The 14,564-nt window shown below is 58.0% G+C and carries 12 protein-coding genes; all 12 read right to left on the reverse strand.

All coding sequences use genetic code 11. The features are described from left to right. Nucleotides 1-62: 62 nt before the first annotated feature. Entirely contained in the window at nt 63-1,232 is a 1,170-nt protein-coding gene (locus G7Y41_RS07830; RefSeq protein WP_165316072.1) for an FtsX-like permease family protein, read from the reverse strand. Continuing rightward, nucleotides 1,229-1,999, reverse strand: a complete 771-nt coding sequence (locus G7Y41_RS07835; protein ID WP_231367273.1) for an ABC transporter ATP-binding protein — start codon at nt 1,997-1,999, stop codon at nt 1,229-1,231. Before G7Y41_RS07835 ends, G7Y41_RS07830 begins: the two co-directional genes overlap by 4 nt. Further along, on the reverse strand, nt 1,992-3,218 hold the full coding sequence (locus G7Y41_RS07840) for an efflux RND transporter periplasmic adaptor subunit (RefSeq protein WP_165316070.1): 1,227 nt from the start codon (nt 3,216-3,218) through the stop codon (nt 1,992-1,994). The genes G7Y41_RS07835 and G7Y41_RS07840 overlap by 8 nt, the downstream gene beginning before the upstream one ends. Nucleotides 3,219-3,294: 76 nt before the next feature. Further along, nucleotides 3,295-3,906: a hypothetical protein gene (locus G7Y41_RS07845; RefSeq protein WP_165316069.1), complete on the reverse strand. Its 612-nt coding sequence runs from the start codon at nt 3,904-3,906 to the stop codon at nt 3,295-3,297. Between the two features lie 173 nt (nt 3,907-4,079). Beyond that, the gene (locus tag G7Y41_RS07850) at nt 4,080-4,481 is read right to left on the reverse strand and encodes a hypothetical protein (protein ID WP_165316068.1); all 402 of its coding nucleotides are present in this window, start codon (nt 4,479-4,481) and stop codon (nt 4,080-4,082) included. A gap of 684 nt (nt 4,482-5,165) precedes the next feature. Continuing rightward, nucleotides 5,166-5,657, reverse strand: coding sequence for a ribosomal protein S18-alanine N-acetyltransferase (rimI, locus tag G7Y41_RS07855; protein WP_231367274.1), 492 nt, complete (start codon nt 5,655-5,657; stop codon nt 5,166-5,168). Beyond that, complete coding sequence (gene tsaB, locus G7Y41_RS07860) at nt 5,654-6,349, reverse strand: tRNA (adenosine(37)-N6)-threonylcarbamoyltransferase complex dimerization subunit type 1 TsaB (protein ID WP_165316067.1); 696 nt, start codon at nt 6,347-6,349, stop codon at nt 5,654-5,656. Before tsaB ends, rimI begins: the two co-directional genes overlap by 4 nt. A gap of 119 nt (nt 6,350-6,468) precedes the next feature. After that, a complete protein-coding gene (gene tsaE / locus G7Y41_RS07865) occupies nt 6,469-7,029 on the reverse strand; it encodes a tRNA (adenosine(37)-N6)-threonylcarbamoyltransferase complex ATPase subunit type 1 TsaE (protein WP_165316066.1) in 561 nt (186 codons plus the stop codon). Beyond that, nucleotides 7,026-8,417: an alanine racemase gene (alr, locus tag G7Y41_RS07870; protein ID WP_231367275.1), complete on the reverse strand. Its 1,392-nt coding sequence runs from the start codon at nt 8,415-8,417 to the stop codon at nt 7,026-7,028. The genes tsaE and alr overlap by 4 nt, the downstream gene beginning before the upstream one ends. Nucleotides 8,418-8,798: 381 nt before the next feature. Beyond that, a complete protein-coding gene (locus G7Y41_RS07875; protein WP_165316064.1) occupies nt 8,799-9,938 on the reverse strand; it encodes a putative endonuclease domain-containing protein in 1,140 nt (379 codons plus the stop codon). A gap of 140 nt (nt 9,939-10,078) precedes the next feature. Next, nucleotides 10,079-11,158 (reverse strand): ADP-dependent NAD(P)H-hydrate dehydratase, encoded by a 1,080-nt coding sequence (locus tag G7Y41_RS07880; RefSeq protein ID WP_165316063.1) that lies wholly within the window; start codon nt 11,156-11,158, stop codon nt 10,079-10,081. Beyond that, a complete protein-coding gene (locus G7Y41_RS07885; protein WP_165316062.1) occupies nt 11,155-14,529 on the reverse strand; it encodes an AAA family ATPase in 3,375 nt (1,124 codons plus the stop codon). Before G7Y41_RS07885 ends, G7Y41_RS07880 begins: the two co-directional genes overlap by 4 nt. Nucleotides 14,530-14,564 lie beyond the last annotated feature (35 nt).

Below are 14,564 nucleotides of genomic sequence, written 5' to 3' on the forward strand. Positions count from 1 at the left end.
GGAGGTACGAGGAACGAACACGAGGGGTATCGCAGCTCAGCCGCCGAAGAATCCCACGATATTTAGGGAACGCGCAGCTCCGTGAGCGGGTCACGCCACGCCGCCCATGTTGCGGGAATGAGCGCGGCGATGACGGAACCCGCAGCCATACCAACAACCACGGCAACATTGAAGTCCGGAGGAGGAATCACCGCTCCTTGAATCCCAAGCGCTCCGATTCCAATAGCAAATCCCGCGAGCGCACCGATAACACCGAGTGTCCACACCTGAGCGAGAACGAGGCCGACGATTGCACTGCGGCTAGCTCCCAGGGCGCGGCGCCGTCCAAAGTCCTTACGTCGCAGCAGCACAACGGTCCACACAACGATGATCGAGGCCGCACTGGCAGCCGCGAAGGAACCAATGATTAGCGTTCGGTTGGACGCGGTGATCTCCCCGGAAATCGCTGACCTCAGGTCAGCAAGCATCTTGGAGTTTGACACGGTGACGTTTTCGGATGGGACTTCCCGAAGATAACCGCGAACAATCGCGGTGACAACGTCCACATCCTCGGGGCGCGCAGCGCTGACGGCGAGTGCGGCAAGTGGTTCATCTTCACGCATCGGACGCGGGATCAGCAGCATCGGACCCATAACGTCAAGGTGTTCGGGGAGGGAGATGGAATCCGTGACAAGGATTTCCTCGCCGTCGGGAACGAATCGGGCAACGCCGACGCCGGCAGTAAATCCAAGAAGATCCGTTGCGTTCTTTGTTGACACTGCACGCGGGGGAAGCCCTGTCTCATCCGCAAACCCAAGGGTCTCCTCCGGGCTGGTTGTTTCGCCCGATTGAGATGTCTCCGCTTGGTTTAACGCGTTGACCCAATGAGGCATCCGCGTCCCGATATTTCCATAAACCGCTCGGGTACTCACGCGCGCACCTTCTGGATTGACGGCCGCAGTCACATCAGCTGCCGGCCCGAATCCGGTGACCGATTCAATGAGGTCGTAACTCTTGAGGGTTTCCACCAAAGTGGCATTGAACTCCGGCGGGTTGTTCGACACATAGACGTTGATTGTCCGCGGTGACAAGGAATCAACCGTGGACAGTACCGACGCCTGTGCGCCCGCACTCTGCCCGGCTGTGAGAATAACGGAGGCGCTTGCGCCTGCAATAAGGAGGACGAGGATAAGTGAGGTCACCGTCTGCGACCGGATCGACGCAAACACCTCGTACAGCACCGACCGGATCATTGCGCATTCCCCTCGCTCATGTAGGCAGGTACTGCGGAGACGGGTCGCGTGATGGAATCGCTCGCCGCCATGTGCTCCGGTGTCGCGCACGCGCCCTCGTCCTCGTCAATTGCGAGCGAGGGGGCGGAGAGGCTCAGGTGCACGTCGGCGCGTTGGGCAAGCCCTGGATCATGGGTGACGATGATGACCGCGGCCCCTTGGTCAGCCTGTTCACGCAACATTCCGAGGACGACGTCGGAGCTTTCTGCGTCAAGGTTCCCTGTTGGTTCGTCGGCGAAGACAACATCCGGCTGTCCGATCAGTGCGCGAGCGAGGGCAATGCGTTGGGCCTGCCCACCTGAGATCTGCCCCGGTTTGCGATCCAGAGGCACACCAACGTTCATACGTTCGAGGAGTTCGGCGGCTCGGGTTCGCGCGTTCGCGGGGCGTTCGCCTCGGTACAGGCAAGATTCGACGACATTGTCCAGCACAGATCGGGTCGCATCGAGCGCAGCATCCTGGAAAATGAAGCCGAACCTGCTGGCACGGATGCGGGCGCGCTCGGGGTCACTGAGGTTGTCCACGCGCTGACCGTCGAGGACGATCTGCCCCTCGGTGATGCGTGTCATCAGTGCGAGCAGGTAGAGGCGGGTAGATTTTCCACATCCGGAAGCTCCGGTCATTGCGGTGACTGTGCCCGGGTGGAATGTGTGACTCCACCCCTCAACAACGAATGTTCGCGCTGCGGGATAGCGGAAGTTCACGTCCTGTGCGCTCAGCTCACCCACGGGACGCATCCTGTTCACGGGAGGTTTCACCGCCGCCGGAAGTCTCCGGTTTTCCAGGATTTTCCTGCCCTTCTTCGGGGACGAGGACGGGGCTGGTGTTTCCTCCGCTATCTTCGGGGCCATTGGGCGTCTGAATGTTCGTGGATGTTCCTACGCGAAGGGTGACGTCGGCCTCGATTCCTTCGACAACGCTTTCACCCCCGACATTGGCTTTGACTGTCACGGGCTTGATGGCGCCCTCTTTGGTGACCACGGCCGTTGACCCATCGGCGGAGACGACGATCGCGGCGGTTGGCACGATGATGCCCTGTGTCGCGGGAACAACCGTGATGCTTGCGTCAATGTTCTCCGTGCCTTCGACGGGAAGCATTGAACACTGATCCGCGCAGATCGACTGTGCCCCGTCGACTGGCAGCAGCGTCGTCACAGACTCATTCTCCTCGTTCGTCACAACGCCACCGATCAGGGCATTCCATTTCTTGTCCTGGAAGGAAAGAGCAACGTTCATTCCCTCTTCCACCAGGGCGAGCTGACCCTCCGGCAATGTGATTGTGAAGCCCGGTTGAGCGGTCATGAGAGAGAACGCAGGGGAACCCTCTTCAACATGTGCGCCAACAGCGATGTCTTCCCAGGAGATTCGCGCGGGGAGAGTATCGACGAACGCAAGTTCACCCAGAGTAACGACCGGTGTGTCCTCCTGTCCGAGGGTTTTGTGCCAGTAGGCAACTGCGCTCGCGGTGTATGCGTCGAATCTGTCATTCTCATACAGTCCGGCACCGGTCACATGGTTGAGGAAGCGCTTGAGCTGGGCAACGTCCGGTCCGGTATCACCCTCCTGCATGTCCCGATAAGCCGGAACGCTCCCCTGCGCGACAATCGTCGGGGACATGTTGATGGTCATGATGGTGTCCCCCACGTTCACTTGGTCACCGTTTCCGACCTCACGCCCAGTGAGCGTGCCTGACCTGGGTGAATTCACTGCGACACCTTTGGGCCATGTCACGCGGGCTTTCAGTCGGATCGTTCGCTCAAGTGTTCCCTCATGACTTTGTGCGAGGGCATAGGGTGCTGCCTTCGGCAGCGGTGCCGGAGGAGCCAAGAGGACAGCCAATGCCCATCCACCGACTCCTCCAGCACCCAGCAGAAGAACGGAAACCAGTGCGGGAATGAGGATTCGTCGACGCCGAGGAACCCTGTCAGTATTGCGTTCACGCGTCATGTGGGGTCTTCCGTTTCATGTGTGTGTCACCCGACGACACCTTGGTGTTTCCACGCATCGTGCTGTCAGTCCTGGTTCATAGTGCGTACGGACAGGCTTTGAGCAGTTCGTCGTAGCTCATACGACCGGGGTCTGCTCGCCGTGCATCACCGCGTGGATCCCAATCGAACACTCCCTTTGCCAGGGCATCTTCGATGAGCGCTTCCTTCGACGGGATGTCCGGGACAACATAGCCCAGTTTTTCAAGGCATTGTCGAGCGCGATCCTGATCCTCCCATACGAGCTCTGCCCACTCTCGCGTCATATTTGGGAGCGGAGCTGGCGGAAATTTGCGTCGACATTTTTCGTAGTCAGCATCCATCGCATCCACTTGGTCTACGCTGCCCGCACCCATGCGGAATCCGGAATAGACACCCCCCTCATATATCAGCTCCGTGTCCATCCACCCTGCATCGTGCATGCATCGAATCAAAGCTCGATCCGCTTCTAAAGCCGCTTGCTTGTACTCTTCTGCGCTGGTGTATTCAGCGTATTCTGGCTCCTGCTCAACGGAAGACAGCGATTCACCCTGGTCACCTTGAGAGTCACCAGCATCTTTCTCGTGCGCAGCCTGCGGGCCGCTGCATGCGGGGAGCGCGAGAAGAACAACCCCCGCAGCAGCAACCATACGCATCAGCATCCTGGTCATGGCGCTCAACCTTTGTTCCTGGCGGGAAGTACCGAACAAACCCCATCGCATACGATCACATCCCCCCTGGTTTATTTCCTCAAACTTCTTTGAGTCTCACTTTTCCCAACAGCGAATACACCTGAGCCCAACGAGACACCAGCGCAGACGCCCATCATCAGTGAGGCTCCGGTTCAGAATGCATATGGGCACGCGTCAGCAAGTTCCCAATAGGTCATTTTCGACCGATCTGATTGAAGGGCATCACCGCGAGGATCCCAGTCCAAGATCCCCGTTGCAACGGCGTTTTCAATGAGCGTTTCTTTCGATGGAACATTCGGAAGAACATACCCCAGGGCTTTCACACATTCGTAGGTTTCATTCTGTTTTTCCCACGTAATTTCAGCCCACTGACGGGTCATCTTCGGCTGAACTAAGGGATAGAGTTGTTCGCATTCCTTTGTGTCCTCATCGATCACATCCCAGTTTCCGTCCGTGATCTCCGGCCCTTGATAGCCGGCGATCACCCCGCCCTCATACACAAGTTTCATCCCGGACCAGCCCCTATCTTCAAGGCAACGAATCTGATCCTTCATCCATTTCACCTGTGTTTGGTAATACTCTTCACCGCTAGAAAACTCACGTACAACTGACGGTGTGGACGATTCACTTCCGCTTTCCATCGCCTCTGGAGGGGACGAAGTGCATCCGGACATTTCGAAGCACACAACGGCGACAACGAAGGCGGAGACCACGAACGGACGGCGAGACATTTGTCATTCCTTTAACAATTCCTGACGGACATTAAGCCCGACCGGGAATGCAGTAGGCATTCGTCGACAGAATCGAGTTTGGGGTACTCACTCGCCACGGACCCCCACCAGGACGATTCGCCGAAGTCTCTCGAACTCTAGGAGTCAAGTTTCCCGGATAAGACTTTGCTATGGTTGATCCTGGCGCGGTGTGAATTGTTGGCCCAGTCGTCTGCGACCAAATCACTCCGGTTTGATTATGAGTACAGCCTTTTGGCCCACGGGCAACCGCAGCAAAAGCTCCTGGGCCCGTCAAGGCGACAATGCAGACGCCAGTCATAAGCGATGCGCCGATCGTTTGGATGATTCTTTTCATCGTCTTTCCTCCTCTGGAGTCGCCAGCCTCCCCCATCGCCGATGATGATGGAGTAACTGTTAGTCCCCAGATTACAGAAAGAAGGGTTATTCGGAAAGCCCCTAAAAGATCACGAAATGGTAAAGATATTCTATACAGGTGACCGGAGCGAACTAGCGCACCGACGGCGAGAGAGAACGCGCCATCTCAACACCATCTTCTACCGGATGACGGAAATACCCTCGTCGCACACCAATACGTGCAAAACCACAGCGTTCATACAAGCGAATCGCCGAATCATTCGATGCGCGAACCTCAAGGAACATTGACGTTGCCCCTTGAAGCTCCGCATGATCAACCAATGTCTCCATGAGCTGCGAACCGCAGCCTCGTCCTCGTCCCTCGGGAAGAACGCCGATCGTCATGACATCCGCACCATCACCGACGACCTTAACCCCGGCGTAACCCACAACCTCAAGAGGGGAGTCATCATCACCGCTCTCAGGCTCGAGGATGGCGAGGAAATACGCGGAAAAAGGCGAGTCGAGTTCGTCGGCGATCATGCCGGGAGTCCACGGATCCTCGGGGAAGATCACCTGTTCGAGGGCAACAATAATGTCGAGGGCCTCGCGGTCAGCCCGCTCGATGCGAAACCCCGAAGTCACAGGCGCTCGGTCGGTTGGCCCTGGATGTCTGGGCGGCGCAGGTAGAGAGGCTCCGTTCCCAGCAGCGATTCCTCACCGCGTTCAAGCCTGGCCGTAACGATCCGCGACATCACCGCCGGGTCGAACTGGACCATCGGCCCCAACTCAGCGCCAAGAAGAAGCTGCTCCGAATGCGCGGGGAGGCTTCCCGCGGCGACGATCAAGGCACGTTCTTCATGTAAAGAATTCACCAAAGTTTGGGCATCTCCAACTTCAAGGCGACCAATCAGTCGGACATCGTCCACGCCCTCGGCCTCGAAGTGACCCCAGTACAGTTCCTTGCGACGGGCATCCGAGAGCGCAACCACCCGAGTCCCCGGGGCCAGCAAGTCCAGAGCTTGACGGGCAATGACATCCACACTGGACACGCCGTACACGGGTACCCCCACCGCGTGAGCCGTTACTCGCGCAGAGACCAAACCCGCGCGCAAACCCGTAAACGGGGCAGGTCCCGTCCCCACGTTGACGCGCGTAATGCCGGCCTTCGCGGCCTCCTCGGGCAGACCCGCATCTGCCAGTGCCTCGCGGATCAGCGGAGTGATCGACTCCGCGTGATGGCGCCCCGACTCGTTACAGGAACGCCCTACGACCTTGCCGTCGCGCACAATTGCGACACTTGTTGCAGCGGAAGTATCCAGACACAGTTCAATCACAAGTAGAATCCTAGTTCTTTGAGAGAAAATCTCCGCGCACACATGACATACCGGCGACTCAACGCGGCGTGAACCTGCGCGCCACGTGCGCACGCTCGCACAACGACCACGGGCGCCCCTCAGTGAAGAACCCGGACATTCAGGTCCGAGGCCCGCGCCGCATCCTCAAGCTCGTGGCCCCAACGAATGCCAAAGGGGCGCAGCACGATCGTCCGATGACCGTCGTCCATCGCTTCAAGGTCAATCGCGCCGTCACTGACCGTGGCCACGCCACCGATCGGCCGCTTCACCTCAATTTCCAGGCGCTGATCAGACAGAGCTTCCGTTTTGCCCTCTCCCCATTCAACAACCGTCACAGCCTCATCCAAGCTGGAATCTAAGTCCAGGGTCTCTAAATCTTCAAGCGACGTAATTCGGTACGCGTCCGCGTGGATCAGCGCCGGACCATCCCCCAACGGCGGATGAACCCGAGCAACAATAAAGGTTGGGGACGACACTCGTCCTCGTACATTGAGGCCCTCACCCAAGCCCTGCGCGAAAGTCGTCTTCCCTGCCCCCAACTCACCCTTGAGCATGAGCAAATCACCTGCGCGCACGCTCGCAGCCAGGCAGCGCCCCAACAAACGAGTCTCGTGGGCGTCGGCGGTATCCACTTCAATGATGTGCGACTGCTCGGTCATGACTTCCTCTCACTCATACGGTCCATCACGTCGATCGCGCCGTCATCTCGTGGCATATCGCGGCCCTGGTCGAGCCTATCGGCAATCGCTCCCGAATATGTCCTGGGAACGCGCTCGCCCAGACGAGATACGACCTCGTAACTGATTGTGCCCGTCAGGTCCGCCCACTCATCAGCGTGGGGGATCAACGGATCCGCCGTGGAATCACCGAACAACACCGCAAGGTCACCCACACGCGCAGGCATCTGACCACTGCGGACGCTCGGAAGACCTTCCTCTCCATCGGCCGGTCCCAGATCCACGATGAACTGATCCATGCACACGCGCCCAACAATGTGCGTCCGTATTGGGCCGTTTAGTGAAATAACCGTCACCGGACCCGTGTTCGACGCCGCCCGCAGCACCCCGTCCGCATAGCCGATCGGGACCAGCCCCAGCCATCGACGGCCATGCGCACGCCACGTTCCTCCGTACGAGGCCGGGGCTTCGTCCTCGGTCACCTTGACGCTGGTCAACGGCGCACTCAGCGTCATCGCCGGGCGCAAACCCAACTCAGCGGACGTCGCGACCGAAGGGTCGGGGCTGAGGCCATACACCCCAATACCTGCACGAACCATGTCGTAGTGAGTCTCGGGATGCCAGAGGATTCCCGAGGTTGCAGCCAAGTGCCGGATCTGAGGACGCACCCCCGCCTGGGCAAGAATCTCTAGGCCCTGCTCGAAAATCTCCACGTGCCTGGCGGTCGATGCATTCCCCTCGTCCGACGGATCATCCGCCCTCGACAGGTGACTCCACGCACCGACAACGTCAACAAGCCCCGCGTCCTGCGCCATGCGCACAGCCGACGCTAACGCTGGGACATCCGCCAAGGTTGAGCCAGCGCGCGACATGCCCGTATCGATCTTCACGTGAATACGGGCCTTGATTTGCGCACTGTTCATTGGGGAGGCATCGTCCTCGTCCCTCTCACGCAGAGCACGCACCGCCTGACAGATTTCCGCCAGAGCCCACGTCCAGGACACCGACAGATCAATGTCTGCTGCAATGGCGGCCTGCCACTGATCCCCAGGCCGAGCAATCCACGCAAGAATCGGTGCATCCTGTCTGCGGATTCCCGCCTCGTCGAGCCCTCGCCGCAGTTCCAGGGCCTCCGTCAGCTGGGCAACCCCCAACCAATCCGCCCCCGAATGCAGCGCCGCGAGCGCAACGGGAAGCAATCCGTGACCATACGCATCGGCTTTGACCACGGCGAGTTGCTTCGCAGACGGGGCCGCACGCCTGAGAACCTGAAGATTTGCTTCGATTGCGTCAAGGTCCACGTGTGCCCTCGACGGGTAGCCTTTGGGGTCAAAGGTGGCGGATGCGTAGTCGTCGCGTTGCTGGGTCACCCGACCAGTATCCCACCACGTGTGGGCTTGCCGCGCTGTCTGCCGCTGTATCGGTTTCATTTCATGCTCGAGGCATTAAGGCACGCCAGAAAGCGCATCTCTGAAGACCCGACAGGTTCCAACGGCCCAATCGCGGCCAACAGATCGGAACGAACACAACCTCTGTCTGTGATTGTCGGACAAAAACGTCACAATGAAAAGATTCGCTGTCACACAAACGACCGAAAACCCCCACATTTCACCCGATCCGCGCCAAAAACGTCACAACGAAAAGATTCATTGCTACGCAAACGGCAGGCACCTCGAAACCGCGGTCCGCAAGCGCCGACCGTCACGCCTTCCACCGTGACGAAGCCGTGGTTGTGAGTGTGACCGTGACTGTCACCTCAGGAAAATGGCGGCGTATTCCAATGCTCGACCTCGTGGCACTCCCGCCTGAGGTGCCACGGTCAGAATCCACGCAAGCAAACGGTCCCTCAAGACGTCGGGGCTAAGCAGATCGTTCCAATTCACATGGAACACTTTGTAGCCTTGATTCTCGATGTCTGTTTGGCGTTCCATTTGCTTGTGTGTTGCTCGGATAAATTCACCCTCTGTTCGCCCCATCTTCGCGACGCCGTCGAATTCAATGACGATGCGAAATTCCGGGAAAGCGAAGTCAGCGAAGTACACACCGCGGTCCCCTCGGATGCGCAGTTGTGGCCTCATGCTCTGGGGAAACAACGTCAAGAGGACCGCCGCGAGGACACATTCACCGACACTCTCGAAGAGACCCGATGCGCTCGTCATGATTGTCCGCGCCTGATTGCCGTTTCGTAGGCGTTGCCTGTGAGCTTCGTACTCGTCAAGTCGAGCAAGGAGTTGCTCGCGCACCTCTTTCTCGCGTCGAAGCGATTCCTTCATGTCGAAGCGGTTAAAGCGTGAAAGTGAGCGAAGAATCTGGGATACCGCGACGAAAGCATGGAGGCCAGGTCGTGTCAAAGCCATGAGCACGGCGGTTTCCTCGCAGCTATCAACGTACAGACAATGATCCACCCCGTTGCTCCGGTCATCGAACGCATGGACACCGACGTCAAAGCGAGATACAGATGGAACCGTAGGCGGACCCACGACTATCCGCCTGGGTGTCACCGACATGAGTGTGCTGGCCGGGACACTCATGAATGTGCATTGACGAGTACGAGCCTCAATGATTCCACGGGGAGTCTGAATCTGATACAACTCGATGGGACGAATACGCCCCTGTGAACGAACGGTGACGGGCGGGTTCTTCTCCCACTGCCCGATACCGTGAATGATCAGCGCTGATTCATGTGTAAACGTGATCGGGGCGATGGCGGTGGAGTTGACTGCAATAACTCGCGCTGTGTTGATTGTTTGGCGGATCATCCAGTCTGGCTGGGTGAATTCACCGTCCTCAAGTTCAAGGATGGTACGCCTGGTAATCGGCACGTACGGACATGTGAGTTGACCGCGTTGTTTCTTATTGAGTACCCGTACTCGTGACGCAATTCCCTTCATCCACCGATCGTTGACTGTGGTGTTGACCGTACACAAGGACACGCAAACGACCTGTGCATCGCGGCCTTAAAAGTGAGCGCTGTGGAGAACACGCTCGTCCTCGTCAATGAAGAGGACATGGGGGAGGTCACCTGGTTCGGTCACGCAAGGAGGCCACCGATGACCGAGGGAATCTCGCGCGCAATGTCGAGCGCCGCGATAGGGCCGCCGGCTGGGCCGTGGCGTAGAGCTGCACGTTTGCCGGCTTCGGCGTGAATCCAGACGCCGGCCACCACGGTGTCCATGAACGAGGACGAGGCCGCTCCCCCTCCCCACGAGGCCCCTTCCGATTCTGTTGGGAACGAGGACGAGGCGCCTGCTGAGGCCAGCGACGACGAATCATCAGCGGACTGCGCTGACTGCGACGAACGGGCTGTTCGTGCCCGCCACCCGGCGAGGAGACCAACGAGAACTCCGGCGAGGACGTCACCGGCTCCTGCAACTCCGGTCCACCCCAGCCCCGGTCCAACAACCTCAAGAGTGCCGTGAGGAGAGGCAATGTATGTGTGTGAACCTTTAAGCACCGTGATCGCGCCGGTGTGTTCGGCGAGCATTCGCGCGGTTGTTACAGGATCGGCGTCAACGTCAGCTCGGCTGGTGCGTTGCCCAAGTGCGGACGCGAGTCGGGCGGCTTCACCGGCGTGGGGCGTGAGCACCGCAGTCTGGAGGGCCGGAGATGCTGACGGTTCCTCGGGCGGATTCGCGGTCCCGGCTGCACGGGCGGTGTCGAGGGGACGGGCCTGCACCCACGAAGGAACCACGCTCAACGCTCCGGCGTCAACAACCAGCGGTAGCTGCGATTCCAGGCAGAAGGTTGCCAGGTCGGTGGCTGCGTCAACCCGATCGTCATCCATGCCGGGGCCGATGAGGCCTGCCTGTATTTGGCCACCGGAAGTGACGATCCCCGGGTGACTTGTCAGAACCATGCGCTGAATATCAGCGGGAGCGTCGAGCCGGATCATTCCTGGCCCCGCAGCTTCGGCTCCTGCGCATGCCAGCAGCGCGGCACCCGGGTACGTGACTGAACCCACGACGAGGCCCGCAACGCCGCGCGTGTACTTGTGGTCGCGTTCGCCGGGGACGTTCAGTATGTGCCGAAAACGCACGTGATCCACAGAAACGAACTCGTCAAGAGAAGACGCATTCCCCTTACTGCGGCGGACCCTCACACCGTCAGTCATACCGACCTCTCACCATCTACCTCGACTCCATGAGTATCCGTGCTCACGGTATTCGTCCCAGGAGTGGCTCGACCGTATCGGCACGCCACCTCAGTGACGATTTCATCACGAATATGACGAAGAACCTCCGCTGGCAAGTCTGGGGTTTCGGCAATGTCAGCCTTGTGAGCCGTCACAATCTCTTCGCTGAAATTCCGAGCAAAACGCCCATTTGACCTATCTTTAACGGGCAGCGCCGAATACACACTTTCGACCGAAGAACGCACAAGATCCTCATTGACACTCCACGTCTCCCTCAGAATACGCACGACAATTTCAGCGACCTCTCCAGGCGTGTAATCTGGGAATTCGATGACGCGCGGCACACGGGAACGCAACCCTTCGTTTGCATCAAAGAACTGTTCCATCGAATGCGTGTAGCCGGCAAGAATACACACGAAACGGTGACGGTCATTCTCCAAACGTGGCAGCAGAGTCTCAATTGCCGCACGGCCGAAATCACGGGGACTATCAGGGACATAGAGGTTGTAGGCCTCGTCGATGAAAAGGACCCCACCCATCGCTTCGTCCACGGCACGCGTCGTGTTCTCTTCGGTGTGTCCAATGTAGGAGCCCACGAGTGAGGATCTGTCTACTTCTTTCACCGTGGGATTATCCAGAATCCCCAGAGAATTGAATATTTTCGCAACAATGCGGGCAACGGTGGTCTTGCCTGTACCTGGGTTGCCCGCAAAAACCATGTGGTAGGAGCGCCCTTGCGTGGTGATGCCTTGATTCTCCAAGGCTTTATTCGCCATCGTTTCTTTAACCATGTCACGCACAGCAGTCTTCACTGAATCCAGGCCGATCATCCTGTCCAGCTGCCCCAGGAGTTCGTCCAAAGTATCGGCGCGTGAGCCCTCGTGTCCATCCGCGTAGGCACGAATATCATCGGCTGTGATCATGGAAATATCGAGTCCCTCTGGGGAAATTCCAGACTGCATCTGTTCAATGAGCCGGCTACTCATCACCTGAATCAGAGAGTCATTGAGATTGCGCACCCACCGGCCATTCGACCGGTCCGAGGACGTGTGGTACTTCGCTTTGACAGTGCGCTCGTACGTGTCAGCGTCGACGGAGTAGCTCCGCGTGGCCAAGTCACGCAGACCAATATCAACGATCTCGTCAGAGGTATAGTCCTCGAATAAGAAAGAGTTCGGCAAGCGAGACCGCAGGCCGTCGTTGAGGCGCAGGAAGTCCTGCATCTTGTCCGTGTAGCCGGCGAAGATCACGACGATGTCGTCACGGTGATTCTCCATGTACGCAATGAGTTCATTGATCGCTTCGGTACCGAAATCATTGGGTCCGCCGTCAGCCAACGAGTATGCCTCGTCAACAAAAAGGACTCCGCCGCGAGCTTTTTCCAAGGCGGCGCGAGTGTTCTTCGCTGTCCCACCGATCACGTCAGCGACGAGGTCTGAGCGTTGCACCTCCACAAAAGTATCCGACTCAATCGCGCCCGCACGGTGAAGAATTGTCCCCAGCAGCCGCGCGACCGTGGTCTTTCCGGTACCTGGGTTGCCCAGGAAGAGGCTGTGCATCGTCGGCATCTGTGCGGGCAATCCCTGATCTTTACGCAGCTGGTTAAGTTTGACCACTGCAATGAAATTGCTGATCTGTTTCTTCACAGAGGCCAAGCCCGTGAGGTTATTCAGAACCTCCATCGGGTCGCTGTCAATTGGCGAGGCTCCCAGCACTGGCTGATCTGCTGGCTGGGCACTGTCCTCCCACGTGCCCACCCCCTCAGTTTCGACTTCCTGGGCAACCACGCTTGATGTCTGCTGTCCTTCGAGGACATACTCCAGGCGGATGTCCACCGATGCTTCTTCATTGTGTCGCAGGATCACCGGGCCGGGCAGATCGCCACCATTGATGCGTGTGAAGCCTCCCTGAGCGACGACAGTAAAGTTCTCAACTTCTGCCTCGATGTGGTCGATAATTGCCTGCGCATCATCAGTGATGACCATTTCAGCACTGTTTGCACTGTTGGGAATGAAGGTTGTTATTCCATCGGCTGTCACCCGACCGCTACCAACAGCTTCCAAGTGCACTATGGAACTATCTGTGAACGTGGCGCGGCCAGCATTCAACACCCATGCCAGAGCACTATTTGTTGCTGTTACACAGGAGGTTTCGTCAATGCTGAGAATCCCTCCTCCTCTGAGGGTAGTGTCCGGGATAATCGTGGAATCGCGAATCGTGGCATCACTGGAGTTTTGTAGCAAGATTGAATGATAGTTTTCCCCATAACTATCCAAACCAATCGAAACGTTATCCAGCACAAGGTTCCCGGAATCGACCGTCAGAGCACAACAATCTTCGGACCCATACAGCGATAGGCACCGAAGGGTCGCTTTCTTCCCCTCCGACACTGTGATTGAAAAATTCAGGGTTACTTCGTCTGAGCTTCCGACTCCCTCGATGGTGCAATTAGGTGGAGCGATGAGAAAATTGCCGTCCGACAGATAATAGTCACCTGGCGATAGGCGGAATACGTCATCTTTCCCCATCAACGGGAAGTATGCGGGCGAAAAGAAATCCATGTCCGGAGTAATGTTCCAGGTCTTTGGTACTCGTTGCCCCTGGGCCTTTTCTACCATCACAGCATCAGGAACACGAACTTCACTGTTTTCCCACCACACAGAGGGACGCACCGTTGCATCACTGGATAACTCGTGAATGATCAGCGTGGAATCTCGACAGAAGCACTCAACTACCTCACCACCCTGCACGACGATGGTGTGGCAGTAGATATCAGCACCGCTTTCGGCCACGATCATGCGCTTACCTGGCAGAACAGTAAAGTCTATCCTGCCGTGTCCACGAACTCGGCTCCCACCCGAGGCCGTGAGAATTGACAGAGAGCTGTCAACGAAGGTCACATCCGAACTCTTACTGATGCTCACGGGCCCCAACGAAGACTTCACGACAGATGCCGTGGCCTGTTCCAACGCCATCGCGTTCTGATTCGTTGACACGGTGACGGCATCAAGGGACAGCGTCGAATTCTCCGCATAAATCGCCGGGTACGCCTCCTCACTCTTGTGGGCAATTGCCACATTGAGGAGGAGCATATTCCCTCCGCGTAACGTCACAGCATTATCATTAAACACGTCAAGCGTCAGGTTCCTTAACTCACCCTGACCGTGACTTTGCCGAACCGCAAATTGCAGCACAGTTGCGGGACCAACACCGTATAGACCTCTCCCTTGGAGATCAACGACACCACCGGACACCCGGTAAACTCCCGCAGTGAGCGTCAGGTAGTGTCCCTCTGGTGTTTGAGCTAGGGCCCTCTCGAAGATATCTGGCGACACGTAGTTCACTGCCATGACACTCCTTCATTCTGTCACCGCCGAGTGTGACG

Source organism: Schaalia sp. ZJ405 (assembly GCF_011038885.2).
Lineage (GTDB): Bacteria > Actinomycetota > Actinomycetes > Actinomycetales > Actinomycetaceae > Pauljensenia.